The 25546-nt window shown below is 64.6% G+C and carries 21 protein-coding genes; 10 read left to right on the forward strand and 11 right to left on the reverse strand.

Annotated features, from left to right (window positions below):
• Window positions 1–2: 2 nt before the first annotated feature.
• Complete coding sequence (locus FJ957_RS04850) at window positions 3–869, reverse strand: SDR family NAD(P)-dependent oxidoreductase (RefSeq protein ID WP_140829056.1); 867 nt, start codon at window positions 867–869, stop codon at window positions 3–5.
• Window positions 870–1064: 195 nt separating this feature from the next.
• Between FJ957_RS04850 and FJ957_RS04855 the strand changes: the two genes are divergently transcribed.
• Complete coding sequence (locus FJ957_RS04855) at window positions 1065–1346, forward strand: hypothetical protein (RefSeq protein WP_140829058.1); 282 nt, start codon at window positions 1065–1067, stop codon at window positions 1344–1346.
• A gap of 3 nt (window positions 1347–1349) precedes the next feature.
• On the opposite strand, the gene FJ957_RS04860 is transcribed toward FJ957_RS04855, so the two are convergent.
• Entirely contained in the window at window positions 1350–1925 is a 576-nt protein-coding gene (locus tag FJ957_RS04860; protein ID WP_140829061.1) for a TMEM175 family protein, read from the reverse strand.
• Window positions 1926–2060: 135 nt separating this feature from the next.
• Here FJ957_RS04860 and FJ957_RS04865 point away from each other — a divergent pair, with 135 nt between their 5' ends.
• Window positions 2061–3269, forward strand: a complete 1209-nt coding sequence (locus tag FJ957_RS04865) for an MFS transporter (protein WP_140829063.1) — start codon at window positions 2061–2063, stop codon at window positions 3267–3269.
• A gap of 7 nt (window positions 3270–3276) precedes the next feature.
• Here the strand turns inward: FJ957_RS04865 and FJ957_RS04870 are convergent, their stop codons facing one another.
• From FJ957_RS04870 to FJ957_RS04885, 3 genes are all read right to left on the reverse strand, one after another.
• On the reverse strand, window positions 3277–4743 hold the full coding sequence (locus FJ957_RS04870; protein WP_140829066.1) for an MATE family efflux transporter: 1467 nt from the start codon (window positions 4741–4743) through the stop codon (window positions 3277–3279).
• Window positions 4744–4845: 102 nt separating this feature from the next.
• Window positions 4846–6327: an esterase-like activity of phytase family protein gene (locus FJ957_RS04875; RefSeq protein ID WP_140829068.1), complete on the reverse strand. Its 1482-nt coding sequence runs from the start codon at window positions 6325–6327 to the stop codon at window positions 4846–4848.
• Window positions 6328–6843: 516 nt separating this feature from the next.
• Window positions 6844–9474, reverse strand: coding sequence for a UvrD-helicase domain-containing protein (locus FJ957_RS04885; protein WP_140829071.1), 2631 nt, complete (start codon window positions 9472–9474; stop codon window positions 6844–6846).
• A 182-nt stretch (window positions 9475–9656) separates the two neighbouring features.
• Here FJ957_RS04885 and FJ957_RS04890 point away from each other — a divergent pair, with 182 nt between their 5' ends.
• The 3 genes from FJ957_RS04890 (at window position 9657) to FJ957_RS04905 (ending at window position 13122) form a co-directional block, all read left to right on the forward strand.
• Complete coding sequence (locus tag FJ957_RS04890; RefSeq protein WP_140829074.1) at window positions 9657–11972, forward strand: glucose/quinate/shikimate family membrane-bound PQQ-dependent dehydrogenase; 2316 nt, start codon at window positions 9657–9659, stop codon at window positions 11970–11972.
• A 658-nt stretch (window positions 11973–12630) separates the two neighbouring features.
• Window positions 12631–12909, forward strand: coding sequence for a hypothetical protein (locus FJ957_RS04900; protein ID WP_140829075.1), 279 nt, complete (start codon window positions 12631–12633; stop codon window positions 12907–12909).
• A 12-nt stretch (window positions 12910–12921) separates the two neighbouring features.
• Window positions 12922–13122, forward strand: coding sequence for a hypothetical protein (locus FJ957_RS04905; RefSeq protein WP_140829077.1), 201 nt, complete (start codon window positions 12922–12924; stop codon window positions 13120–13122).
• A 368-nt stretch (window positions 13123–13490) separates the two neighbouring features.
• On the opposite strand, the gene FJ957_RS04915 is transcribed toward FJ957_RS04905, so the two are convergent.
• Window positions 13491–13928, reverse strand: coding sequence for a hypothetical protein (locus tag FJ957_RS04915; RefSeq protein WP_140829084.1), 438 nt, complete (start codon window positions 13926–13928; stop codon window positions 13491–13493).
• Between the two features lie 227 nt (window positions 13929–14155).
• Between FJ957_RS04915 and FJ957_RS04920 the strand changes: the two genes are divergently transcribed.
• The gene (locus FJ957_RS04920) at window positions 14156–15058 is read left to right on the forward strand and encodes a dienelactone hydrolase family protein (protein WP_140829086.1); all 903 of its coding nucleotides are present in this window, start codon (window positions 14156–14158) and stop codon (window positions 15056–15058) included.
• A gap of 159 nt (window positions 15059–15217) precedes the next feature.
• Here FJ957_RS04920 and FJ957_RS04925 read toward each other — a convergent pair whose 3' ends face one another.
• On the reverse strand, window positions 15218–16054 hold the full coding sequence (locus tag FJ957_RS04925; protein ID WP_246685768.1) for a DMT family transporter: 837 nt from the start codon (window positions 16052–16054) through the stop codon (window positions 15218–15220).
• A gap of 182 nt (window positions 16055–16236) precedes the next feature.
• Here FJ957_RS04925 and FJ957_RS04930 point away from each other — a divergent pair, with 182 nt between their 5' ends.
• Complete coding sequence (locus tag FJ957_RS04930; RefSeq protein WP_140829089.1) at window positions 16237–16740, forward strand: Lrp/AsnC family transcriptional regulator; 504 nt, start codon at window positions 16237–16239, stop codon at window positions 16738–16740.
• 18 nt (window positions 16741–16758) lie between these two features.
• Here the strand turns inward: FJ957_RS04930 and FJ957_RS04935 are convergent, their stop codons facing one another.
• On the reverse strand, window positions 16759–16956 hold the full coding sequence (locus FJ957_RS04935) for a hypothetical protein (RefSeq protein WP_027168755.1): 198 nt from the start codon (window positions 16954–16956) through the stop codon (window positions 16759–16761).
• 145 nt (window positions 16957–17101) lie between these two features.
• Entirely contained in the window at window positions 17102–17587 is a 486-nt protein-coding gene (locus FJ957_RS04940; RefSeq protein WP_140829092.1) for a thioesterase family protein, read from the reverse strand.
• Between the two features lie 188 nt (window positions 17588–17775).
• Here FJ957_RS04940 and FJ957_RS04945 point away from each other — a divergent pair, with 188 nt between their 5' ends.
• Window positions 17776–19188, forward strand: coding sequence for an FAD-linked oxidase C-terminal domain-containing protein (locus tag FJ957_RS04945; RefSeq protein ID WP_140829094.1), 1413 nt, complete (start codon window positions 17776–17778; stop codon window positions 19186–19188).
• A gap of 93 nt (window positions 19189–19281) precedes the next feature.
• A complete protein-coding gene (locus FJ957_RS04950) occupies window positions 19282–19800 on the forward strand; it encodes a hypothetical protein (RefSeq protein WP_140829096.1) in 519 nt (172 codons plus the stop codon).
• 24 nt (window positions 19801–19824) lie between these two features.
• On the opposite strand, the gene FJ957_RS04955 is transcribed toward FJ957_RS04950, so the two are convergent.
• Window positions 19825–20793, reverse strand: a complete 969-nt coding sequence (locus tag FJ957_RS04955) for a Dyp-type peroxidase (RefSeq protein WP_140829098.1) — start codon at window positions 20791–20793, stop codon at window positions 19825–19827.
• 195 nt (window positions 20794–20988) lie between these two features.
• On the opposite strand from FJ957_RS04955, the gene FJ957_RS04960 reads away from it, so the two are divergent.
• Window positions 20989–24930 (forward strand): AsmA family protein, encoded by a 3942-nt coding sequence (locus tag FJ957_RS04960; RefSeq protein WP_140829100.1) that lies wholly within the window; start codon window positions 20989–20991, stop codon window positions 24928–24930.
• A gap of 36 nt (window positions 24931–24966) precedes the next feature.
• Here FJ957_RS04960 and FJ957_RS04965 read toward each other — a convergent pair whose 3' ends face one another.
• The gene (locus FJ957_RS04965) at window positions 24967–25395 is read right to left on the reverse strand and encodes a helix-turn-helix domain-containing protein (protein ID WP_140829104.1); all 429 of its coding nucleotides are present in this window, start codon (window positions 25393–25395) and stop codon (window positions 24967–24969) included.
• Window positions 25396–25546 lie beyond the last annotated feature (151 nt).

Here is a 25546-nt window from a genome sequence, read left to right on the forward strand (position 1 = left end):
TGTCAGCGGTTCATGAAGGCCGCGAACGCGTCCTTGTGATCGGAATGCCAGCGCGACAGGGCAGGCCGGTTTTCGATGATGTCGCCGATCGCCCAGGCCATGCGCTTTTCATCCGTCGACCGCGCGACATCGTTGTCGGGGCACAGGATGTAGAAATCGTCGTCCACCAGCGATGCCAGCATGAAGTCGATCACCTGCTCGCCCGTCCAGGCGCCGGCGGGTTTTTCAGTCGCTCCCTCCGTCAGGCCGGTGAAGGTGAAACCGGGGATGAGCAAGTGGGCGGAAACCTTTGCTCCGGGTTCGTTGCGCAATGCGTGCGCCAGTCCTTCGGTAAACGTCTTCACGCCGGCCTTGGAGACGTTGTAGGCGAGGTTGCCGGGCGGCGTGGTGATGCCCTGCTTGGACCCGGTGTTGATGATCAGGCCCGGCTTGCCGGCCGCTAGCATGCGCGGCGCGAAGGCCTCGACGCCATGCACGACGCCCCAGAAATTGATGTCGAGCAGCCGCTTCCAGGCGTCGCGGTTCTCCCAGGGCTTGCCCGGATTGTTGCCTACGCCGGCATTGTTCATCAGCACCGACACCGCGCCGAAGGCGCCGTTGGCGAGATCCGCCAACCGGTCTACCTCCTCCGCCCTGGAGACGTCGGTGGGGATTGGGAGCACGGCGTCGTCGTCGGAGATCGCCGCGACCGCCTCTCTTGCCTGGTCGAGGCGCACGCCGCCGATATCGGCCAGCACCACCTTCATGCCCATCGCCGCGAACCGTTTTGCGGCGGCAAGGCCGATGCCGCTGGCGCTGCCGGTGATGACGGCGACGTTGCCGGAAGCGAAAGCGGGCAGGGTGATCTGGATCTTGGCGTCGCTGGTCATGGTTTCCATCCTTATGAGGGTCGGGCCGAACTTAACGCCGGACGTCGCCGAGGCAAGGCCGGTTCGTCCCGCATGTGACCGCAACAGCCGCAACGGGTTGACGGCAACAGCCGCAACGGGTTGACGGCGACGGCCGCAACGGGTTGACCATGGCGGCGCTCGCCGCGCATGGTGTGCCAAAAAGGAGTTCGGCATTTGACCGACTGGATCGGAATCCTGAAGGAGCAAACCGTCAACGGCGATCAGATGAGCCGCGAGGTGCCGAAGATGCTCGCCAATCCTGACATCAGCGAGGCGCAGGTGAAGACGCTGTTCGCGGCTCTGGAGCAGCAGGCGGATTTCGCCGAGAAGCTGCGGCTGGCGCTGGAGAAGTTCGGCCATGACTTTCCGATCATCAAGGCGGCCGAACGGCTGGAGGAACGCTACGCCGATCTTGCCGCCTCTGTGGCGGAAAAGCTGAAAGTGATGCGGAAATAGGCGTTATTTCTCCACTAACCGTTCGAAGCGCTTGTCCGGCACAAACCAGATAGTCGCCACCAGCACATAGATCGCCACGCTGATCCACTGGTTGAGGAAGCTGAGCAGGACGGCGGCGATGTAGAGCGCCAGCGAGATCTTGCCCTTTTTGTCGTGGCCGACGGCCTTGGCGAAGGTCGTGTCGGCGCCATGCAGATGGCGAAGCTTGATGATCAGGATGGCGTAGGCGACGGCGCAGAGCGCGAGGTCGATGCCATAAACGGCGACCGGCGCAGGCGCGAAATGGTTCTCTCCCATGAACGCCGTGGTCACCGGGATCAGCGACAGCCAGAACAGAAGGTTGAGATTGGCCCATAGCACGCGTCCGTCGACGCGCTGCACGGTGTGGAACATGTTGTGCAGGTTGTTCCAGTAGATGCCGACATTGATGAAGGAGAGCACGTAGCAGAAGAAGATCGGCCACTGCGGTAGAAGTGTTGAAAAATCCTCGCCGTGCGGCACCTTCAGGTCCAGCACCATGATGGTGATGATGATGGCGACGACGCCATCGGTAAATGCCTCGACCCGTCCCTTGCCCATGGTTCCTCCCTGTGGGCTGACAAAGCTACGCGAGGATTCCTCGCAAGACCATCCTATCAGGATTGTCAGGAGGGGGTTCGGTGGCTGGAACAGCGTCATTACATAGGCGTTGGGCTTGCAACGCCGGAGGTGCCGATGGCCAGCGACGCTCAAACCATGACGCGTGAGAATGAGCTTGACGGGGCCGCCGCAAAGGCCGCCGTCGCCGCCATGATCGCCGCGCTCTTTGCCGGCAGCACCGCGCTGACCCCGCTCTACGTGATCTACAAGCAGGAATTCGGCTTTTCGCAGATCACGCTGACGCTGGTCTATGCCGTCTATGTGGTCGGCAATCTGGCGGCGCTGCTGTTTTTCGGCCGTCTCTCGGATGTCGTCGGCCGCCGCCCCGCCGCGCTTGCCGCGATGGCTGTTGCGGTGGTCAGCGCGTTGTCCTTCCTCTTCGCCGAAGACCTCGCCTGGCTCGACATCGCCCGCGTCCTGAGCGGGCTCGGCATCGGCGTCGGCGCAGGCGCCGGTACCGCCTGGCTGGCCGAACTGATCGAAGGCAAGGACAAGTCGCGCGCCGCCGTCATCGCCACCAGCACCAACTTTGTCGGCCTCGGGGCCGGCGCGCTCGTGGCGGGGGTGCTCGCCCAATACGCGCCATGGCCGCTCAGGCTGACATTTGCCGTCTATCTCGTTCTGCTGGTGCTGGTCACCCTGCTGATCTGGCGCACGCGGGAAACCGTCTCCAGGCCTGGACGGTTCTCCGACGTCCCGCTGCGGCCGCGGCTTTCGGTGCCTGACGGTATCCGCGCGCAGTTCGTGGCGCCGGCGGTGACCGGTTTCGGCGCCATGGCGCTGGTCGGCTTCTACGCCGCGCTGGCGCCGAGCATTCTCGCGCAGCAGCTGCACGTGACCAATCATGCCGAAGCCGGCGGGCTTTTCTTCGAGCTGTCGAGCGTGGCGGCCATCACCATCGTCGGCACCGCCTGGTTCTCCAGCCGCTCCACCATGCTCGCGGCGCTGGCGCTGATGATCCCCGCCGTGGCGCTGATCGTGGCGGCGCAGGTCTACGCCTCGATGGCGCTCATGATCGCCGCGACGGCGGTCTGCGGCGTGGCGGCGGCGCTTGGCTATCGCGGCGGCCTGCAAGTGGTCAACCAGATCGCGCCGGCCGACCGCCGCGCCGAGGTGGTGTCGGCCTTCTTCATCTGTTGCTTCTGCGGCAACGCGCTGCCGGTGATCGGCATCGGTATCCTGTCCAGCCTGGCGAGCGCCACCGTGGCAAGCCTGGCCTTTGCCGGCATGATCATCGTCTTCTCGCTGGTCGCGCTCGGCTTTGGCGTCAGATACGCACGGTAGGTCTTGGCTATTCGGTCTCCGGCAGGAGCTGCGCGCGTTGGCGCGGCATGCCAAGGCCGGTGTCGGGCGGCTCGCCCGCCGCCGGCCGATCCTCGATCATGTGCATCGTGCGCCAGCGGCCGAAGCGATAATAGGCGGCGGCCAGCACCAGCGAAGCGATCGAGCCCGCCGGAAAGCTCCACCACAGCGCCTCCTGGCCGATGACGCTGCGCATGGAATAGGCAAAGCCGGTGCGAATGATCAACACCGAGATGATCAGGATGATAAGCGGCGGCATGACGGCGCCGGTGGCGCGCACCGTGGCGAACAGCACGATCGTGATGCCGAACAGGATGAACGACCAGGACGCTATCCTGTTGATGTGGGCGGCGATGTCGATCGCGGCGCTGTCGTTGCTGAGGAACAGGCTGAGCACCGCTCGGTCGAAGACGAAGAGCAGCGCCACCAGCGCGCCGGTCAGCACCAGGTTGAAGCCGACGCCGGACGCCGCGACCTTGCCGATGCGGTCCCAGCGACCGGCGCCGACATTCTGCGCCGCCATCGAGGAGACAGCGGCGCCGATCGCCAGAGCCGGCATCTGGATATAGGTCCAGAGTTGGGCTGCGATGCCGTAGGCGGCGGCGACCTGCGAGCCATAGGAATTGACGATGCCCATCACGGTCAATGCCGCGGCCGAGATGACGACCATCTGCAGGCCCATCGGGATGCCCTTGAAGACGACGATGCGCAGCAGGGCCGGGTCGGGCTTGAGCAAGGCGATATCAGCGCCCGCGAGCCGCAGCGGGTGTTTGCGGGCATAAAGCACGATCAGGATGGCGATCACGCTGACCGTCTGGCCTATGAGCGTCGAAGTCGCCGAGCCGGCGATGCCGAGCTCCGGAAAGGGGCCGATACCGCGGATCAGCAGGGGATTGAGCACGACGTCGAGGACGACCGCCAGCGCCATGAAGACAAACGGCGTGCGCGAATCGCCGGCGCCGCGCAGCACGGTCATGACGAAGGACAAAAGGTTCATCATCGGCACGGCAACGAAGATGATGCGCAGGTAGGCGCGCGCCAGCGGCAAGGCATCCGCCGGCGTGCCGAGCCCGGTGAGGATGGCGTCGACCCAGATCCAGCCGCAGACCGCGAACACCGCCGAAACCAGGAAGAAGAAGGTGGCGCTGGTGCCGACGATGCGCCTGGCTTCCGGCAGATCGCGGGCGCCGACCGCCTGCGCCACTAGGATGGTCGCGGCCATGCCGATGCCGAAAACGGTGCCGAGGATGAGGAAGAGCACCAGATTGGCGTTGGAGGTCGCCGTCAGCGCCGCCTCGCCTAGGAAGCGGCCCACCCACACGGCATTGATCGAGCCGTTCAGCGACTGCAGCACGTTGGAGCCCAACACCGGCAGGGCGAACAGAAGCAGCGTGCGCGGAATGGGGCCGCTGGTCAGGTCGCCGGTCCGCCGGCGGGTGGGCTTCTTGTCATTCATGGCAGCACCGAAAATGAATCAGGCCCGCGATGGTATCGCAGGCCTGATGGTCGTGCATCCTTTTCAGGATCAGCGGGATGACAGGCAATCGCCCGTCGCCGGCTACTGGCCGGCGACAGTGTTCCCAGACAGGCCGGGGAGCGTCACCTGATAGACGAGGAAGGTGGTGTCGACGTCGGCTCCATCCTCGGCCTTGTACGAAGCGCCGACCTGGAAGCCGTCCTGGGTGAGGAAGTCGTTGTCGTTGGCGACGAACAGGAAATAGTCGTCGGGGAGCTTCGGATCGAGCACGGAGACCAGCGACATCGCCTCCCACTTCTCCGAAAGGTTGTCCTTGTCGTTCGGCGCGCCATTGTGCAGGCCGAAGCGGCCGAGCTCGCCCTTGTCGTTGATGTCGATGAACGAGGTGAGCTTGGCCGGCGCCACCGACGGGTCGAGCACGCCCTTCGGCGCGACCGGCTTGTCGGCCGCGTCGAACGGACCGTTGGCGATATCGGTGGCGGCGGAAAGGTCGACGATCTCGATCTTGCGATAGAGCGACTCGTCGCCCTTGAGACCCTGGCCGTTGCCCGAGTCGCGCGCCAGCATCAGGAAGCTCTTGTCGGAGAGCGCGACGATCTCGCTCTGCGCGGCCACCTTGGTCTTGCCTTTGGCATCCTTGAACACCGGCAGCGGCACGACATATTCGTGCGCCAGCTTGAGCTGGGCGAGGTCGGAAGCATCATAGACCAGCGCGCGGGTGTTCTGGCGGGTCGAGCCGGAATCGCCGCCGTCCTGGCGCGCCGCCGACTGCAGCACGGCGATCAGGAACTTGCCGTCGGGCGTCATCGACATGCCTTCGAGGCCCTGGTTGTTCTGGCGGCCGGTCTCCGGGTCCTTCGGATCGGGCTCGGCGGCGCCCGGGCCGGGATTGTCGGAAGCGAAGTTCGGCTTGCCGTGGCGCATCGGCACCAGCGCCGCGGGCGGCTGCGTCGCCGACATCAGGTGACCGTCAGCCGAGAAGCGGTAGATGTTGGGACCATATTCGTCGGAGATGAACATCGTGCCGTCCGGCAGCCGCACGATCGCTTCGTTGTCCAACGCCAGCTTGCCGTTGTCGGCCTGCGGCAGGATCGGCATGCCGCCTGCGGCTTCGCGCACGCCGTTCAACGGATCGAGGCCGGTGGCGTCTGCGCCCTTGTCGTCGGTCAGAAGCATCGTGTCGGCGAGCGTCGCCTTGACGCCGGTCTGTTCCTGTCCGGCGGCGGGCGCCGCGCCGGGGGCGGTCGGGGCCAGCTCGATCGAGATGGTGTTGAGGCGCGGGCGATAATCGGTGGTGCCGACGACATTGTAGCCGCGATCCGGCAGCAGCCAGAGCGAGCCCTTGTAGCCGGCGCCGTCACGCGCCCAGGACTTGGTGTCGATCGCCATGCCGGAGCCCGAGCCGAAGGTCTCGCCGAACTTGTCCTTCTGGCTGGCCGGAATGCGGCCGATGCCGACCAGCCCCTTGTTGACATAGGCGACGCCGTCGGCGAGCGCCGGGGTGAGGGCAGTGAACAGGGCAAGCGCCGCGCCGAGCGCGACGGTTCGGTTAAGGTGTTTCATCGATATCCCCTTCTTGACGAGCAGAGCAGCCATTGGCTCAAAAAAGGCGCGGCATCGACGATGCGGCCAGCCCTGGCCGTCGAGCGGTCTAGGACGTGAACGTGATGGTTGCGTGACAGGCGGAGGTTCTTTCCTTCTCCCCTTGCGGGAGAAGCGCAACCATCAGCTCAGGCGGTTTGGTTTGCGGGTGGACTTTTGCTCCACGGAGTGCGGCGTTCGACGACGGCGTTGGCGAAGATGAGGAGCTTTCTGACGCAGGCGATGATGGCTTTCCTATGAGCTTTGCCGTTGCTCGTAAGGCGGCCGTAGAGAGCGACCAGAGCGGTTTTCCAGCGCTGGGATGCGGGCAATGCAGCAATTGAAGAGCGCTCGGCGGACACGACTGCGACTGCCGGCGATATGGCGCTCGCCGGTACGTTCGCCCGAGTCCTCGTGCAGTTCTTCAACGGGCTGATCATCATCCTGTCGCTGCTCGGCCATAAGTAAGACCAGGCAAGGTACAGGTGAGAGGGCAGGTCACACCGCCGCCACAAACCCGTCCAGCACGCGTTTCTGGCCGGCCTTGTCGAAGTCGATGGTGAGCTTGTTGCCGTCGATGGCCGCGATGTTGCCGTTGCCGAATTTCTGGTGGAAGACGCGGTCGCCGACATTGAAGGCGGACGGCGTGTCGGCGACGGATTTGGCGACCAGCTCGCCCTCGATGGTGCGGCCCTTCACCGAGGTGCGGCCGGCGCCGTAGCCGGAGTCTGTCTCGCCATAGCCGATGCGTTCCACCTGGTGGCCGGAGCGGGTGCCCCAGTTGCGGTCGGTCGCCTCGGTGCGGTTCGCCTGCGCCCGCTGCCAGCCGGGCGTCGCATAGGTGTTGGAGAAGCTGCCCTGGTCCTTGGCGCCGATATTGTCGAAGCGCGAGGCGCCGTAGGGATTCTGCCGACCGCCACCGCGCCCGGAAGCGAAGCCGCCGCCGCCATAGGGATTGCCGTAACCGCCATAGCTGTTGCCGCTGTCGGCGATATCGACATGGGTTTCGGGCAATTCGTCGACGAAGCGCGACGCGATCGTCGATTGCCACAGGCCGTGAATCTGGCGGTTGGAGACGAACCAGATATGCAGGTTCTTCTTGGCGCGCGTCAGGCCGACATAGGCAAGCCGGCGCTCTTCCTCGAGGCCGGAGCGTCCGCCCTCATCCAGCGCGCGCTGATGCGGGAACAAGCCTTCTTCCCAGCCGGGCAGGAAGACGGTCTCGAATTCGAGGCCCTTGGCCGAATGCAGCGTCATGATCGAGACCGCATCTTGCGACTCGCCCTGCTCGGCCTCCATCACCAGCGCGACATGCTCGAGGAAGGAACGCAGCGATTCATAGTCCTCCATGGAGCGGATCAGCTCCTTGAGGTTTTCCAGCCGCCCGGGCGAATCCGCCGAACGGTCGTTCTTCCACATGTCGGTGTAGCCGCTCTCCTCCAGGATGGTCTCGGCGAGTTCGGTGTGCGGGGTGGTTTCCAGCGCCTTCTGCCAGCGTTCGAAATTGGCTGCGACCTCGCGCAGCGCGGCACGCGGCTTCGGCTTCAGCTCGTCGCTTTCGGCGAGCGTCGCGGCAGCCTCCAGCATGGGGACGCGCATGGCGCGCGCCGTGTCGTGGATCTGGCGGATGGTGGCTTCGCCCAGCCCGCGCTTCGGCACGTTGACGATGCGCTCGAAGGCGAGGTCGTCGCCGCCGTTGGCGACGACGCGGAAGAAGGCCAATGCGTCGCGGATTTCCAAGCGCTCGTAGAAGCGCGGGCCGCCGATGACGCGATAGTTCAAGCCCAGCGTGATGAATCGGTCTTCGAAGGCGCGCATCTGGAAGGAGGCGCGCACCAGGATCGCCATGTCATTGAGGTTGTGCTTTTGCCGCTGGTAGGTCTCGATGGTGTCGCCGATGGCGCGCGCCTCTTCCTCCGAGTCCCAGGCCGCGTGGACATGCACCTTGTCGTCCTCGGGGTCGTCGCGGTCGGTGAACAGGGTCTTGCCGAAGCGGCCCTCATTGTGGGCGATGAGATGCGAGGCCGCGCCCAGAATATGCGCGGTGGATCGGTAGTTGCGCTCCAGCCGGATGATGGTGGCGCCCGGAAAATCCTTGTCGAAGCGCAGGATGTTGTCGACCTCCGCGCCGCGCCAGCCATAAATCGACTGGTCGTCGTCGCCGACGCAGCAGATGTTGACTTTGTTTTCGCTCACGGCCGGGCGCTCGCTGGCCTCCGCGGGGGCGGCCTGGCCGGCCGACGCCCGGTCGGACTTGCGGCCTTCGGCCGATGGGCCACGCCCAGAATTGGGGCGCTGTGCCAGGAGTCGCAGCCACATGTATTGCGCGGTGTTGGTGTCCTGATACTCGTCGACCAGTATGTATTTGAACCTGCGGTGGTACTCCTTCAGCACGTCCGGATAGGCGCGGAAGATGCGGATCGGGTGATAGAGCAGGTCGCCGAAGTCGCAGGAATTCAGCGTCTGCAGCCGTTCCTGATAGGCCTTGTACAACTGGCGGCCCTTGCCGTTGCCGAAGCTGCGCGCATCGCCTTCCGCTATTTCGTCGGGCCCGAGGCCCTTGTTCTTCCAGTTGTCGAGCATCTGGGCGAAGGTCTTGGCCGGCCAGCGCTTGTCGTCCAGCCCTTCGGCCTGGATCAATTGCTTGATCAGCCGCACCACGTCGTCGGTGTCGAGGATGGTGAAATCCGACTTCAGCCCGGCCAGCTCGGCATGTCTGCGAAGCAGCTTCACGCCGATCGAGTGGAAGGTCCCGAGCCACGGCATGCCTTCCACATTGCCTTCGCCGATCAGGTGGCCGATGCGCTGCTTCATCTCGCGCGCGGCCTTGTTGGTGAAGGTGACGGCCAGGATCTGCGAGGGGAAAGCCCTGCCGGTGGCAAGGATATGGGCGATGCGGGTGGTGAGCACCCGCGTCTTGCCGGTGCCCGCGCCGGCCAGCACCAGAACCGGGCCTTCGGTCGTCTCGACGGCGAGGCGCTGCTCCGGGTTGAGGCCTTTCAGATAATCGGGCGCGCCGTTCTGGCCGCTGCGCGCCGCCATGGCGCGCGCGGCTATGCCGGATGGAGCCGCCGCCGGCCGCGCATTCGGTTCATCGAAAAAAGGCATGTCTTCGGAAAAGCCCGACATCGCTCCCGAATGTAGTGATTCGGCAGCGAAAGACCAGAACTGTCTACGTTTTGTTCTAGTTTTGCGTGTCTGGCCCCAACTTGACAGCCGGAGCGGGTGAGGGAAAGCTGCCTGCAGGGCAGGGACGGCTCGCCGTCGCCTGAGAGCGGCCGCAAAGGCGCAACAGTCGAAGGAGCACCGTCTTGGCTGTCACCATCACCTCCCTCGTCCTTTTCCTCATCGGTCTCATCCTCGGCGGCGGCGGCATCTGGCTCGCCGTGCTGGGCGGCAGCTGGTACTATCTGATCGCCGGCGTTATCTTCGTGATCACCGCCTGGCTGCTGTTCAGGCGCAGGTCGACGTCGCTCTGGCTCTACGCGCTGTTCGTGCTCGTCACTTTGTGCTGGGCGGTCTGGGAAATCGGCTTCGACTGGTGGCAGCTTGGTCCGCGCGGCGGTGTCATCGTGCTCATCGCCCTATGGCTGCTGACGCCATGGGCAAGGCGAGGTCTGCGGGGGCCGGACGGGCGCGCGCCGCTGATCCTGGCCGTGCTCGCCTCGCTCGCGGTCGCCGGTTATTCGATGACAGCCGACCCCAAGGATATCGGCGGCACGCTGGGCACCGAGAAGGTGGCGGCGGCCGCCAATCTCGGCGGCGACATGCCGGCCGGCGAGTGGCACTTCTACGGCCGCACGCCCTTCGGCCAGCGCTATTCGCCGCTCGACCAGATCACGCCTGACAATGTCGCGAAATTGCAGCCGGCCTGGACCTATCGCACCGGCGACGTGAAAGGCCCCGACGATATCGGCGAGACGACCTATCAGGTGACGCCGCTGAAGATCGGCGACGCGCTGTTCATCTGCACGCCGCATAATTTCGCCATCGCCATCGATGCCGCGAGCGGCAAGGAGAAATGGCGCTACGATCCGAAGATCAAGCTCGACCCCGACCGCCAGCACCAGACATGCCGCGGCGTGTCCTATTATGCCGACGCCAAGATCGCCGCCGGCCAGCCTTGCGCCGCGCGCATCTATCTGCCGACTTCCGACGCGAGGCTGATCGCGCTCGACGCGGCGAACGGGCAGGTGTGTCCATCCTTCGCCGAGGGGGGCACGCTGAACCTGATGGCCAGCATGCCCTATCCGAAGTCGGGCTATTACTATTCGACGTCGGCGCCGCTGATCGTCGCTGGAAAGATCATCGTCGGCGGCGCGGTCAACGACAATTACTCGACCGAGGAGCCGTCCGGCGTCATCCGCGCCTTCGACGCCGGCACCGGCGCGCTGCTGTGGAACTGGGATTCCGGCAATCCGGATGTGACGACGCCGCTGCCGGCCGGGCAGAACTACACGCACAACTCGCCCAACATGTGGTCGACCGCGAGCGCCGACGAGAAGCTCGGGCTGCTCTATCTGCCGCTCGGCAATCAGACGCCGGACCAGCTTGGCATGGGCCGCAGCGCCAATGTCGAGAAATTCTCGTCCTCGATCACCGCGCTCGACCTCAACACCGGACAATTGCGCTGGGTGCGGCAGACCGTGCATCACGATCTGTGGGACATGGACGTGCCGGCGCAGCCGTCGCTGGTCGACATCACCACGGCGAACGGCGTGGTGCCGGCGCTGGTCGGGCCGACCAAGCAGGGCGATCTCTACGTGCTCGACCGGCGCACGGGCGAGCCGATCATTCCGGTCAAGGAAGCGCCCGCGCCCGGCGGCGCGATCGAGGGCGATCATGCCTCGCCGACGCAGCCGGCGTCCGATCTTTCATTCAATCCGAAGCCGCTGACCGGCGCCGACATGTGGGGCATCACCATGTTCGACCAGCTGGCGTGCCGGATCGAGTTGAAGAAGCTGCGCTATGAGGGACGCTACACGCCGCCCTCGCTGCAGGGCTCTCTGATCTATCCCGGCAATTTCGGCGTCTTCAACTGGGGCGGCGTCGCGGTCGATCCGGTGCGGCAGGTGATGTTCGGCATGCCGACCTACCTCGCCTTCACCTCGAAGCTCATTCCGCGCGCGGACGTGCCGGCGCCGGGCGACAACACCAAGGGCAGCGAGCAGGGGCTGAACCGCAACGAAGGCGCGCCATACGCGGTGGTGATGGGACCGTTCCTGTCGCCGCTCGGCATTCCCTGCCAAGCGCCGCCCTGGGGCTATGTCGCCGGCGTCGACCTCAAGACGGGAAACATCGCCTACAAGCACCGCAACGGCACCGTCTATGACATGACGCCGCTGCCCCTGCCGCTGAAGGTCGGCGTGCCGGGCATCGGTGGGCCGATGATCACGGGAGGCGGCGTGGCGTTCCTGGGCGCCGCGGTCGACGATTATCTGCGCGCCTATGACCTCACCACCGGGAGGCAGCTCTGGCAGGCGAGGCTGCCGGCGGGCGGCCAGTCGACGCCGATGACCTATACGGTGGCCGACGGCCGCCAGTTCGTCGTCATCGTCGCCGGCGGCCACGGCTCGGTCGGCACCAAGCCGGGTGACTACGTGATGGCCTACACGCTGCCGAAATAGGTGCGGGTGAGGCCGGTCTGCTGCGGGAGCAAGAAGCCGGCCAGCAGGACGGTCAGGAGAAGCGACGCGGGTATGGCGAGAAGCCAACGAGCCTCCAGGACACTGTGCCGATGGCCTTCCATTTTTTCGTTCCAACCTTTTAAGACAGCTCCAGCGCGTAACCCGCCAGCGCTGGAGCCTCTGCTTCGTGCTCAACCGCCGTTGCGGGAGCTTCCGGCAGTCGGTCAACGGAGGGTCGGTTGGTTCGTTCCTGGTGCAAGTCCCCAGTCGGCTATCGGTTCCGACTGAAGTCGCACATCACAAGCATTGGTCCCAAGGACGAAACATATAGCCCGCTATCTCATTGTGTCCCCGACTGGCGGCCATGAGTCCCTTCATCGCCAGTTTATGGATGCCCGTCACCCAGCCGGATGGCGGGCATCCATTGAGGGGCGGGCAAGAGGTGGATGGTGTCGATTTCCAATGAGTTGCGAGACGTGAACATCCGTTACGAGTGCCCTAGCTGCCACTCGCCGATCGTCAAAACCGGTTCATGGTTCAAGGCGGTAAGCATCTTCAGGTGCGATGACTGCAAGACCAAATTGCGCCTTGGCTACTCGGCTAAGCTGGCCCTTTTCCAAAGGCACCGCAAGTCGGCGTAGGTCGGGAGCTCCATGACATGCGTATGAGCGCCCGCAATCCCTGTCTTACGGCACGGACGCCTTCCCGAGACAACCCTGATCTATCGGTGGCCTCAGTTCCGGGAAACGACAATAGTGCTCCCCACCGGGATGATCTCGGTGTCCTCGATCTCATTGCGACAAATGACGATTTCGCGACCGTTGCCGCGCAGACAGAGCAATTGGCTATTGCCGTGCTTGTGGTCATGGCAATCAGCTTCGTCGCCGGGCCGGTCTTGTTTGCGGCTCTCGTGCTTGGCGCCCGGCATACATACTAACGGAGGCAAACTATGATCGAAACTTCCAGATCCCTGGAAACCAAGGTGGCGGGTCTGCATGAGAGGATGCAGACGGCCAACGTCAGCGTGGATGATATGGTCGCATTTCAGAAGGTCGCCGACATTTTGGACAATGGTCGCGGCGGCATCGACGTCGATGACCTGATCGCACTGTCCTTTGTCATGTCGGATGAGCGCTCAGGAAAATGCTAAATGGGACCGGAGGCGTCAGCGATAATGGTTTTGCTTTCGTGCAGTTCGGGGTGGACTTGTCGGCCGCTCGAAATCTCGCCTCAAATCTACTCCGTCGATAAATGCAGAGCAGCCTTGGCGGATCGTTTGGCTAAGTCCCCTGTCGGCGAAATTATTGGCCAGTGCAGGGAGGTTGACGCCACGTTTACCGATTCGCTGCCACCTGGATATTCCGTCCTAACAATCACCCGAGGCACAAAAACTACGAACTATCTCGTTCCCCACAAGGCGGACTGAGCGGCTTCGCCAGCGGGACGCCTTCGGTCGTCAGAAGCGGATCGGCCCCCGCCCTCGAATGGCCGAGCCGCCCAAGACCTGTTCGGAACACTTCAAAGCCCGAGATGGCCCCTCAGGCTCGGCACCTGGTCCAGCACCTGGTTGGTCAGGTCCGGGCCGGCGGCGGCCTCGGCCTGCTTGATCAGGGTCTCGCCGGCCTGCTGGATCTGCGTCATGTCGAGGCCGGACGCCTTGAGCGCGGCGATGCCGTTGATCAGCGCGCCGGCTTTTTCGCCGAGCACGCCGCCGAGCGCGCCCTGCAGCGACGATAGAAGTCCGCCGCCCGAATTGGCCGCCGCGCCGGCGGCCATCACGTCGTATTTCTGCGCCAGCGCACCGGCGCCGGGGATCTGGTCGAAGAAGGACGAAACGCTGGTGCCTTCCGCCTCGTGCTCCAGCACGGAAAAGATGGTGCCGACAAGCTTCTCGGTGGTCGGCTCGTCGAGGCCGGCCTTCGAGGAAACGGTGTTGATGATGTCCTGGACGTTCATGGCATTTCCCTTTTCGTCATTCGTATCGGCGAGGCGGCTCAGCTTCGCGTCCTAATGTGACAGCACCATCAAGACTTTCGGAAATGACCAAAACGTGATGAATCAAGCTGGCTTGTCGGCGCAGCGGCTCTAGTACGACTCCCCAAGGGATCGTTACCCGGGCGTGACTGGACCGTGCAATTCTCGATCCTATCTTGCTGTTCACCCGCCAATCGTCGAGGACAGCCATGACCGAACCCGTCGCCAAGCCCGTCATCACGCAGCCCGTCATCACTCAGGCGATGATCGATGCCTATGACGAATACACGCATCTGACGCTCGACCGCCGCCGCTTCATGGAGCAGTTGACCAAGCTGGCGGGCTCGGGCGCCGCGGCGGCCGCGATCGCGCCGATGCTGGCGGCCAATTCCGCCCAGGCCGCGGTCGTCGCCGAGGACGACAGCCGCGTTCAGGGCGAGGACATCACCTATCCTGGCTCAAGCGGCGAGATGAAAGCCTATCTGGTCAAGCCGGCGGATCAGTCGGGCAAGCTCGGCACCGTCATCGTCATCCACGAGAACAGGGGTCTCAACGCGCATATCCGCGACGTCGCCCGGCGGGTGGCGCTGGAAGGGTTCATCGCCCTGGCGCCGGACTTTCTATCGCCGCTTGGCGGCACGCCCTCCGACGAGGACAAGGCGCGCGACATGTTCACCAAGCTCGACGCTGCCCAGGTAGCGGCCGACGGCGTGGCGACGATCGCCTACCTCAAGGGCCTCAAGGACGCCAATGGCAAGGTCGGGGCGGTCGGCTTCTGCTGGGGCGGCGGCGCGGTGAACCAGCTTGCCGTCCATGCGCCCGACCTCAGCGCCGGCGTCGCCTATTACGGCATGCAGCCCAAGGCCGAGGACGCCGCGAAGATCAAGGCGCCGCTGCTTCTGCATTATGCTGGGCTGGACAGCAGGACCAATGCCGGCATCGACGCCTACAAGAAGGCGCTCGACGCCGCGCATGTCGAATACAAGGTCTATGTTTATGACGGCGCCAATCACGCCTTCAACAACGACACCTCGGCCGCGCGCTACGACAAGAAGGCCGCCGATCTCGCCTGGGGGCGGACGATCGCTTTCCTGAAGGAGAAGCTGGCCTGAGGTGTGTTGATATTCAGGTAAGGCCGGGCTGCAAACGATGATTTCCTCCGCTTCCGGTGCTCACGTACTTGAGTACGCCCCGCTCCGGTTCTCGGAAGCCGCCGTTTTCGACTCGGCCTGACCTGAATCTCATCGCATCTCGACGGCGCAGTCGCCGGATCACTCCAAAGCGGGTTTGTGGAAAGCGACGCCGGCGATGACCAGCGCAATGCCGATGCAGTCGGTGACGCTGGGCACCTGGCGCAGGACGACGACGCCGATCAGCGTTGCCGTGAGCGGCAGGAGCGAGAGCATCAATGCGAAGCTCGCGCGCGGCAGCCGCGCCATGGCGAGCTGGTCGCAAATGTAGGGGATGACCGAGGAGCAGATGCCGACGCCGATCGCGGCGACGAGGAGTTGCGGCGACGAGAAGGCAGGCAGCGCCTCGCGAAAGCCGATGGGCAACACGATAAGGAAAGCGACTGCCATGGCGGTGCCGAGGCCGGCGATGCCGATGCCTGCCTGGGCGACGCGGTGACCGATCACGATGTAGCCGACGAAGAGGGCACCATTCAAAAAGGCCCAGAACAAGCCGACCGGATCGCTGGACCATTTCACGTCGATGAGCAGCAAGGTGCCGACAACGGCAACGGCGAGCGCAGCAAAGTTGCGCCGGCTGCGCAGGCCGACCACCGCGACCGCGATCGTGCCGACGAATTCGATCGCCGCCACCAGCGAGATCGGCAGGCGGTCGAGCGCCAGATAGAACGAGCAGTTCATCACCCCCAGGCAGATGCCGAAGGCCAGCAGCAGAAGCCGCTGAGCGCGATCCGCGCGGGCGAAGACGCGCCAAGGCCTTGTCAGTGGGGCGAAGATGACAGCGGCGGTGGCGATGCGCAGCCAAGCCATGCCGAGGACGCCGACCTGGGCGAAAAGCAGCACCGCGAAAGCCGGGCCCAGATAATGGAACACGGCGCTGACGCAGAACCAGGCATGCGGCGGCAACGCGTTGGCCATTCCAGCAAGTGTGGTGGGGCCGGCGAGGGCGGGGCGGGGATCGATATCACCGCCGGCCTGCTTTGCAGCCGGAATTTGCGTTTGAACTCTCATAGGAGCATTATCGCAGGCAAAATTCATAGAATATATGCGTAATGAATGGCTTGATGCCCAGTTTCGCTTTCTGATGGAAGAGATTCGATTTGAAAAACCTTCGAAGTGAAAATGTCGACCTCGACGCGATCGATCTGAAGGTCCTGCGTCTGCTGGAAAAGGACGCGCGCATCAGCACGGCGGAACTGGCGCGCGCGGTCGGGCTGTCGGCGCCGAGCGTGGCGGAGCGCATCCGCAAGCTGCAGGAGAACGGCGTGATCGAGGCCTATACGGTCAGGATCAATCCGGCCGCTCTCGGCATGAAGCTGTCGGCATGGCTGAGAATAAGGCCCGTGCCGGGACAGCTTTCGGTGGTAGCGGACATCATCCGCGAGCTGCCGGAAATCGCGCAATGCGACCGGGTCACCGGCGAGGACTGCTTCATCGCGCTCGCCCATGTCGGCTCTGTAAGCGAGCTCGAGCGGGTGATCGACCGGATCATCCCCTATGCGATGACCAACTCCGCCATCATCCAGTCGTCACCGGTCGAGCCGCGCTCGCCGCTGGCGGGTTCAAGCCGCTATGACTGGGCAGCTAATACTGGGCAGCGATGATGAGGCAGCGACGATGGATCAAGCGTGGCCGCGCTTCATGCGGGCCTGCTTCAGAATGGCGCGCCAGCGGATCATGTCGAACGGAATAGGTTCGTTGTTGTTGGCGATGTGGAAGATCTCGTTGTTGACGTTCTTCAGCGATCGCCAGAAATCATAGTCGGTGATGCGTGGATCGGCCGCCAACCGTTCCACTTCGACCTTGATGTCGGTTTTCATGCACTGTCCTCGCACCGCATCCCGCCAGCCGCCCGCGCGTAAACCCGGTAGGGCGGTTTTCGAACGCACCGGTGAGTCGTTCAACGGACTCAACCGACTTGTTCACGTTAAAACCTTGGTAAGGTTAACGCGGGCGCGCGGGTTTTCAAGCACTCTTGCGCTTGATGCCGATCGAGCGACCGGCGCGCTCCGGCATCGGCAGCGCCGCATGGGCGGCGCGCATGGCCTCCAACTTGGCCATCACGTCGGCGGGGAAGGGGGCGACCTTCGGTCCTTCCATGTCGACATGCAGCGACAGCGTTTCGGATGTGGCGGCAAGCCAGCCGTCGACATGGCGGATTTCCTGATAAGTTCTCAACCGCTTGTCGTCATGATCGATGAGCTGGAACGATACCTTGACCGTGTCGTGGAGATGCAGCTCGCGTACGTAGCAGACATGGACTTCCGCGGTGTAGACGCTGAGGCGGCGCTCCTTGGTATAGCTCGAGTCCACTCCCATCATTTCGAACGCTTCGTCGGTGCCGCGATCGAACAGCACGTTGTAATAGGCCATGTTGAGATGGCCGTTATAGTCGATCCAGTCGTTCTCGATCGCCAATGGGCGGGAAATGATGGGCGCGGGGATCGTCATATGGTTTCCTTGAGCGTCGCTGGACAGAGCGTAGTTGGTGAGGTTCTCTTTGTTCTGGCGCAATTCCGGCTGGGAGGGCTTCGGCGAGAGGCCAAGCCTAACCCCTTCGCACTTTTCCTGGAATTGCTTTACGCATCATCCATAGCTGCATAACAAGGGTGGCCGCTGGTCCATTCGCGGAGGAATTCATGGCTTTGAGCGACCTCAGTCCGGTCGAACGCAACGAGGAAGGCATCGCCGCGGTGCTCGGCATCCTCAAGCAGCGCTTCGGCGAGCGCTTCCAGACCGGCGAGGCGATACGCGGCCAGCACGCGCACACCACCACCTATATCCCGACCCAGGCGCCCGACGGCGTCGCTTTCGTCGAGACGACCGCGGACGTGCAGGAGATCGTACGAGCCTGCGCTGTCCACCGCGTGCCGGTCATCGCCTTCGGCGTCGGCTCCTCGCTCGAGGGCCACACCAACGCGCCGGGCGGCGGCATTTCCATCGATACGTCGCGCATGAACCGGATCCTCGCCGTCAATCCGCAGGATCTCGACTGCACCGTCGAGCCCGGGGTGACGCGCGAGGACCTCAACCGGCATTTGCGCGACACCGGCCTGTTCTTTCCGATCGATCCGGGCGCCAACGCGTCGCTGGGCGGCATGGCGGCGACAAGGGCTTCCGGCACCAACGCGGTGCGCTACGGCACCATGCGCGAAAACGTGCTGTCGCTGACCGCCGTCATGGCCGATGGCGAGACCGTGACGACCGGCAAGCGGGCGAAGAAAAGCTCGGCCGGCTACGACCTGACGCGGCTTCTGGTCGGTTCGGAAGGCACGCTCGGCGTCATCACCTCGCTGACGCTGAGACTGCAGGGCATTCCGCAGGCGATCTCAGGCGGCGTCTGCCCGTTTCCAAGCCTGGAGATCGCCTGCAACACGGTGATAGCCACGATCCAGATGGGCATCCCGGTGGCGCGCATCGAACTGGTCAACGCGCTGCAGATGCGGGCGATGAAGAATTATTCCAAGCTCGACTATCCGGAGAGCCCGTGCCTGTTCGTGGAGTTCCATGGCAGCGAGGCCGGCGTGGCCGAGCAGGCCGAGATGTTTGGCATGATCGCCGAGGAGAATGGAGGAGGGCCGTTCCTGTGGACCAGCGTCGCGGAGGAGCGGACAAAACTCTGGAAGGCGCGGCACGACGCCTATTGGTCGTCGCTGACGCTGCGCCCCGGCGCCAAGGGGCTGTCGACCGACGTCTGCGTGCCGATCTCGCGGCTTGCCGAATGCGTCATGGAAACCGAGGCCGACATTGCCGAGATGGGGCTTGTCGCGCCGATCGTCGGCCATGCCGGCGACGGCAATTTCCATGTGCTGGTGCTGATGGATGTCGAGAATCCTGAAGAGATCGCGCTCGCCGAGAAATTCGTCGCCCGGCTCAACATGCGCGCGATCGCCATGGAAGGCACCTGCACCGGCGAGCACGGCATCGGCCAAGGCAAGGTCGGCTTCCTGCGCCACGAACTCGGCCATGGCGTCGATGTCATGCGCACGATAAAGCAGGCGCTCGATCCGCTGAACATCATGAATCCCGGGAAGATACTGCCGTCGACGTAGATATTCTCCCGCTTGATTGCATCGCCGTTTGGTCGCAGACTCGGTCCCGGAGATCCGAGACGGGCGCAGGCTTCATAACGGAGGATCGAAGCGATGGCGATTTCACGCAAGGAAGAGGCTCGCGCGCTTAGCGTGGATGAACAGGATCTCGTTGCGAAGTCGCATCATCCCGCGGTTCAGGAGCTTGCGGACGCCGAACTTGCCAATCTGGTCAAGCTGTTGCGGGAACGGCGCGACAAAGCGCAAACCGAGGCGCATCGGCGGCGCCGGGAAATGCGCGGCAAGGGTGCTCCGAAGGGCGCCGTGGCGTCGAAGGCCGACGGCGGATCCCGGTTGAAGCTGGAAGTCCTCGCAATGGCCATGCGGCGGTTGAACGGCGAAGCCGAACGACGCCGTCAGCTCGCTTCGCGCCTCTCGTTGGTCGAGAACGCCCGCAAGGCGTTGGCCAGCAAAAAGGCCGCCGCCAATGGGCCGGACTTCAACACGCGCACGGCGCACGGAGGCGCGCGGGCGATAGCAAGCAAAAAGGCGCAGAGCCTGGTTCGGCCGGCGGAGCGTGGCCGTCAGCGAAAAGCGGCGGCGGTGGCTCAGGCCAAGCGCGACGCGCGGTAAGAAACTCTCCTGGGCTGGTGCAGCTTATTCCTGCACCCCTTCGGTCAATTTCTGCAGCATGGGCCGTGTCGGCGCGAAGAACGTCGTGCCGGTATGCGGCGTCGAGAAGTCGAGCAGCCGGTCGTAAGCGCCTGGCGGTTCGCCGACATACATGCGCTGCAGCATCTTCTCGATCACCCAGAGATAGCGCGTGTAACCGATGAAATAGGTGCCGAACTCGTTCTGGCCGGGGCGGCCGAACGGCATGTTGTCGCGCAGGATGTCGTATTCGTTGCCGGCGTCGTCCTCGATCGTGGCCAAGGACTTGTGCGACTTGCGCGGCTTGTCGTCATCATCGATCTCGATGTTGTCGATCTTTGTGCGGCCGATGATTTCTTCCTGGACATGCGTCGGCGTTTTGCCCCAAGCGGCCATGTCGTGCAGGTATTTCTGCACGACGACGTAGCTGCCGCCGGCAAAGTCGCCGTCCTCGTCGCCGACCAAGGCGGAGGCGGGCAGGTCGAGGCCGGTCGGATTGGCGGTGCCGTCGACGAAGCCCAGCAGGTCGCGCGCGTCGAAATAGCGAAAGCCGGACACCTCGTCGGCGACGGTCACGCTGGCACCAAGACTGTTCAGTATGATGCGCTCGAACTCGAAGCACATGTCGGGCCGCTCGGCGCGGATGTGGAAAAGGAGATCGCCCGGCGTCGAGGGCGCCGAATGCGCCGAGCCCTCGATCGGCGCGAAGGGTTTCAGCTCGCGTGGCCGGCGGTTGGGCGACAGGCGGTTCCAGAGCCCGGCGCCGATGCCGGCGATGCAGGACAGCCGGCCCGACAGGTCGCGGAAGCCGACATTCTTGACGAGGTCGTCGAGCTCGCCCAGCACCGAAGCGACATTCGAAAGCGCCGCCCTGTCGCTGCCGACGGTCACAACAAGGAAAATCGCGGCTTGCGACAGCGGCGCGTCGACGCTCTGCGCGTCGATCGGCACTCTATCCCAGTTCTTGCCTGACATCGGGAACACTCCGTGTTGGGTTCAGATTCATGGTGGCCAAGGGCGCGGCCGGAAGGGCAGGAATTTGCAAAAGAGATATCGCGACCGCGAGCGGTCACGCAACTGGAGACGTTGGCGGCTGTCGCACGCTGAATTGCCTCTTTATCGACACGCGGATGCGGGTAGAGTGCGGCTGACTTTCAACCCGGGAAACAGATGCTCGCCCGCCTGTTCGTGATCTTCGGTGGCCTGTTCGTGCTGGTGCTGTGCGCGGCGCTGGTGGTGCCGTATTTCATCGACTGGACGGGTTACCGAGGCGATTTCGAGCGCGAGGCGAGCGCCATCCTCGGCCGCAAGGTGACGGTGAAGGGCGACGCGACGGCGCGGCTGTTGCCGTTTCCGTCGGTGACCTTCTCCAATGTGGAGGTGGCGGGAGGGCCGAAAGGCCAGCCGGCGATGACGGTCGAGACCTTTTCCATGGATGCCGAGCTTGCGCCATTCCTGCGCGGCGAGGTGCTGATCTTCGACATGCGGCTGGTGCATCCGAAAGCCACCATCAACGTAGCCGGCGACGGCACCGTCGACTGGACGCTCCGGCCCTCGACGCCCTTCGACCCAGGCCAGATCGCGATCGAGAAGCTGTCGGTAACCGAAGGGCAGATCGAATTGCGCCACGCCGCCGGCGGGCGCAGCCATCTGATCTCGGAGATCAACTCGACCATTTCGGCCAAGGCGCTCACCGGCCCATGGCGCATGGACGGAACGCTGCGCTTCGACGGCCTGCGCGCCGACGTCTCGGCTTCGACCGGCAAGGCGGAGCCGGACGGCCAGATGCGGCTCAGGCTGAAAGCGGATCCCGATGCCTATCCGCTGATCATCGAAACCGACGGCAATGCCGGCATCGTCAAGGGCGCCGCGGTCTATTCCGGCCAGTTCAAGATTTCGGGTGACGACAGGAATTCGGCCCAATTGCGCGGCAACGAGGGCCAGCCGGTCAAGATCAGCACCGGCAAGCCCGACCCAGGCTTCCGGCTGAACGGCAAGTTCGCGCTCGACCACCAGAAGCTCGATGTCGACGAGTTCCGCTTCGAGACAGGGCCGCTCGACAATCCCTATACCGCCGACGGCAAGGCCTCGGTCGATCTCGGCCTGAAGCCGCATTTCTCGGTCGAGGCCAGCGGCGCGCAGGTGCAGTTCGACGAGGCCGTCGGCGGGGCCGCCGGCGCCGGCTTCACGCTCGACCAGCGCATCGCTGCATTCGAGAGGACGCTGCAGCACATGCCGAAGCCGACCATACCGGGCACGGTCGAGGTCAGGCTGCCGGCGGTGGTGGCGGGCGACACGACGGTGCGCGACGTGCGGCTGTCGGCCGAGCCGGTCGAAGGGGGCTGGTCGGTCAAGTCGCTCGCCGCGACGCTGCCGGGCCGCACGACGCTCGAAGCCGACGGCATGTTGAGCGTGGAAGACCATTTCGGCTTCACCGGCTCGTTGCTGCTCGCCGTCGGACAGCCATCCGGCTTTGCCGCCTGGCTGTCGAAGGATGTCGACGAGGCGATTCGCCGGCTGCCCGCGGCAGGCTTCAAGGCCAAGGTCGATCTCAGCGAGAGCCGGCAGTCCTTCAGCGATCTCGAGCTCATCCTCGGCAAGGCGAAGTTTGCGGGCAGCATCGATTCCAGCCAGGCGGATGGCGCCAGGCCGTCGGTGCTGATGCGGCTGACGGGCGGCGAGATGGACCTGGACGGGCTCGCCGCTTTCGCCTCGATCTTCATCAGCGACAAGGGCGCCAACCGGTTTTCGGACCGCGATCTCGATTTCGAGATCAAGGCGGGTCCAGTCAGCGCTGCCGGGCTCAGCGCCGACACCGTCGACACGGCGCTGCGGCTGCGCGAAGGCCTGCTCGAGATCGATCGGCTTTCGATCGGCGGCCTGGCCGGCGCCTCGATCAGCGCCACGGGCCGGGTCAAGGATTTCCCGCAGAGCCCGACCGGCAAGCTCAACGCTTCCGTGGTGGCGGTGGACCTCAAGCCGCTGATCGACGTCGCGGCACAGCACTATCCCGACAATGGCGTGCTCAAAGGCCTGGCCAGCCGCGCGGCGGCCTATCCCGAACTGTTCCAGGACGCGCGCATCGATCTCTTGACCAGCGCCGCCGACAATGGCGACGGCACCACGGGCTTGGCGCTCTCAGCCCAGGGCACGGCCGGCGGCTCGGCCTTCTCGGCGTCGCTTTCCGGCAAGGGGACCACGGACAAGCTCTCCGAGGCGCCGGTGTCGATCACCTTCAACGCCCGCAACGACAATGCCACCACGCTGCTTGCGCTTTACGGCCTGCCTGCGCTGCCGCTCGGCATGCTCGGCCACGCCAACACCGACGTCTCGGCGAAGGGCTCGGTTGCCGGCGGTCTCGCGACCAGCTTCAACTTGACGGCCGATGATTTCAGGGCAGGCTTCGACGGAACAGTCGCCTCGACGGCGCAAGGCCCCACCGCCAAGGGCAAGGTCAGTCTCGATGCCGCCGATATCGAGCCGTGGCTGATGACGACGGGCGTAGGCCTGCCCGGCATGGGAACCGGGACAGCAACGTCGCTGGCGGCCGATGCCGATTTCGGCAATGGGCTCCTGGTGCTGAGCGGTCTCACCGGTTCGATCAACAAGGCGGCGGTGTCCGGCGACATCAACATCGACGCCAAGGATGGGCTGCCGCATCTTGCCGGGGCGCTGGCGCTCGACGAGCTCGACCTCGATCCGCTGGCGGTCTCGCTGTTCGGCGACCAGTCTTTCGCCCCCGCCAAGGGCGGCTGGCCGACGACGCCGTTCAGCCAGAAGTCGACGCTGCCGTTCAACGCGGATCTCGATCTCAACACATCGGCGCTCGCCGTCGGGCCCTTCGCCACGGCGCATGACGCTTCATTCTCGCTGAAGCTCGATCGCGAAGGCATCCACGTCTCCGACCTCAAGGCGAAGCTCTACGGCGGCGATCTGACCGGCCTGTTCGACCTGAAGAACACGGAGGGCACCGGCCTGTTCTCCGGCCAGATGAGGCTGGCCGGCAGCGATCTTTCCGCGGTTCTGCCCGGCGCCGGTATCGGCGGCAGCGGCGATCTCTCGACGGCGCTGTCGACCAGCGGCAAATCCATCGACGCCATGATTGCGGCCCTGTCCGGATCCGGCACGGCGGCGCTGAAGGGATTGAAAGTGGACGGCATCAATCCGGAAGGCTTTGCCGCCATGATCGCCAAGGCCGATGCGATCGGACGCGACATCGACACGGCCAAGACGGCGGAGTTCGCGCCCCAGATCGCCGGCGAAGGCAGCTTCGCCGCCAGCGATACCGATGTGGCCTTCACCGTCGCCAACGGCACGTTGCGGGCGCCGCCGATCAGCCTCGACAATCCCGGCGCGACCTTGTCCGCCGACGTGACGGCCGATCTCAACACGAGCACCGTCACGGCAAAGGGGGCGCTGACCTACCGTCCCGGCGACGAGGCGCTGGTCGGTTCCGAACCGGCCGTCAATTTCAGCCTGGCCGGTCCGCTTGGGGCTACCGCGGCCCGGTTCGACAGCGGGCCGCTGGCGCAGTTCCTGACGCAGCGCGCGCTGGAGAAGGAACAACAGCGCGTCGAGGCGATGCAGGCGGCGCTCTTGGAGAAGCAGCGGCTGCGGCGCGAGGTACGCTATTACGCCGCGCTGCAGACGGAGCGCTACAACGCGGCCGAGGAGTTGCGCCGGCAAGAGGAAGAGGCGCGGCGGAAGGCCGAGGCGGACGCCAAGGCGAAGGCCGAAGCGGAAGCGCAGGCACAGGCGGAAGCGCAGGCAAAGGCTGAAGCCGACGCGAAAGCCAAAGCGGATGAAGAGGCCAGGGCCAAGGCGGAAGCCGACGCCGAGGCTCAGGCCGAAGCGGACGCCAAGGCGAAGGCCGATGCACAGGCGAAGGCCGAGGCCGAGCAGCGGGCCGCGGACGAGGCGGCCAAGGCACAGGCCGATCGCAAGAAGGCCGAACAGGCGAAGCTGGAAGCGGCACGCAAGGCGGCCGCGCAAACGCCAAAGGCCGAGCAGGCGCTGCCCGGCGTCAATGATGGTTCGACTTCAGCGCCGGCGAAGCCGAAGGCCAACCCGTTCACGATCGACAATCTGCTGAAATCGCTCGACGGCGGTTGAACACACGTCACACACGTAGCGAATTAGCCACCGCGCTCAGGACTGTTCCTGGCGCGAGAGCAGGCGCCGCAGCATCGGCTCGATGCGCGAAAGCTCGTCGAGATGCACGGCCGACAAGTCGGCCAGGCGGTCGTCGGCCAAGGGTGTCAGTTGCAGCAGCACACGCCGGTGATCGCCCTTGTCCTGATCGCGTATGACCAGGCCCGCCTCGGTAAGGCGGTTCACCAGCTCCACCGCGCTGTGATGGCGGATGCGCAGCCGCTCGGCAAGCTCGCCCACGGCCACCGGTCCGCCGCCGGGAAATCCCTTGATCGCCAGCAGCGCCTGGTGCTGGCGCGGCGTGAGGCCCGCCTCGTTCGCCTGGACCTGACTGAATTCGAGAAAGCGGCGGATCAGATAACGGAATTGCGACAGCCGCTGGTAGTCGGCCTGGCTGATGGCGGGGCGTGATTTCGGCGGCGTCATTTCCCGACTTATGGTCTTTTCCCGAAAAAGCTCAACTGCCCGTCGCGGTCCCTGTCCAAAATGACGCGATGCAGCGATTGAAAACAGCCTTGCAGATTTATATCGTATTACGATATTAGGCCGCCTGAAACCGGACGGCCTTCGCGCCGCC

The sequence above is a fragment of the Mesorhizobium sp. B2-4-6 genome (assembly GCF_006442775.1).
Taxonomy (GTDB): domain Bacteria; phylum Pseudomonadota; class Alphaproteobacteria; order Rhizobiales; family Rhizobiaceae; genus Mesorhizobium.

Coding starts and splice junctions, on each gene's coding strand:
- FJ957_RS04915 (WP_140829084.1), bottom strand. CDS start 13,928: ATGAACGTCCAGGACATCATCAACACCGTTTCCTCGAAGGCCGGCCTC.
- FJ957_RS04850 (WP_140829056.1), bottom strand. CDS start 869: ATGACCAGCGACGCCAAGATCCAGATCACCCTGCCCGCTTTCGCTTCC.
- FJ957_RS04865 (WP_140829063.1), top strand. CDS start 2,061: ATGGCCAGCGACGCTCAAACCATGACGCGTGAGAATGAGCTTGACGGG.
- FJ957_RS04965 (WP_140829104.1), bottom strand. CDS start 25,395: ATGACGCCGCCGAAATCACGCCCCGCCATCAGCCAGGCCGACTACCAG.
- FJ957_RS04870 (WP_140829066.1), bottom strand. CDS start 4,743: ATGAATGACAAGAAGCCCACCCGCCGGCGGACCGGCGACCTGACCAGC.
- FJ957_RS04945 (WP_140829094.1), top strand. CDS start 17,776: ATGGCTTTGAGCGACCTCAGTCCGGTCGAACGCAACGAGGAAGGCATC.
- FJ957_RS04950 (WP_140829096.1), top strand. CDS start 19,282: ATGGCGATTTCACGCAAGGAAGAGGCTCGCGCGCTTAGCGTGGATGAA.
- FJ957_RS04925 (WP_246685768.1), bottom strand. CDS start 16,054: ATGGCCAACGCGTTGCCGCCGCATGCCTGGTTCTGCGTCAGCGCCGTG.
- FJ957_RS04900 (WP_140829075.1), top strand. CDS start 12,631: ATGCGTATGAGCGCCCGCAATCCCTGTCTTACGGCACGGACGCCTTCC.
- FJ957_RS04935 (WP_027168755.1), bottom strand. CDS start 16,956: ATGAAAACCGACATCAAGGTCGAAGTGGAACGGTTGGCGGCCGATCCA.
- FJ957_RS04860 (WP_140829061.1), bottom strand. CDS start 1,925: ATGGGCAAGGGACGGGTCGAGGCATTTACCGATGGCGTCGTCGCCATC.
- FJ957_RS04905 (WP_140829077.1), top strand. CDS start 12,922: ATGATCGAAACTTCCAGATCCCTGGAAACCAAGGTGGCGGGTCTGCAT.
- FJ957_RS04955 (WP_140829098.1), bottom strand. CDS start 20,793: ATGTCAGGCAAGAACTGGGATAGAGTGCCGATCGACGCGCAGAGCGTC.
- FJ957_RS04875 (WP_140829068.1), bottom strand. CDS start 6,327: ATGAAACACCTTAACCGAACCGTCGCGCTCGGCGCGGCGCTTGCCCTG.
- FJ957_RS04885 (WP_140829071.1), bottom strand. CDS start 9,474: ATGTCGGGCTTTTCCGAAGACATGCCTTTTTTCGATGAACCGAATGCG.
- FJ957_RS04940 (WP_140829092.1), bottom strand. CDS start 17,587: ATGACGATCCCCGCGCCCATCATTTCCCGCCCATTGGCGATCGAGAAC.
- FJ957_RS04960 (WP_140829100.1), top strand. CDS start 20,989: ATGCTCGCCCGCCTGTTCGTGATCTTCGGTGGCCTGTTCGTGCTGGTG.
- FJ957_RS04920 (WP_140829086.1), top strand. CDS start 14,156: ATGACCGAACCCGTCGCCAAGCCCGTCATCACGCAGCCCGTCATCACT.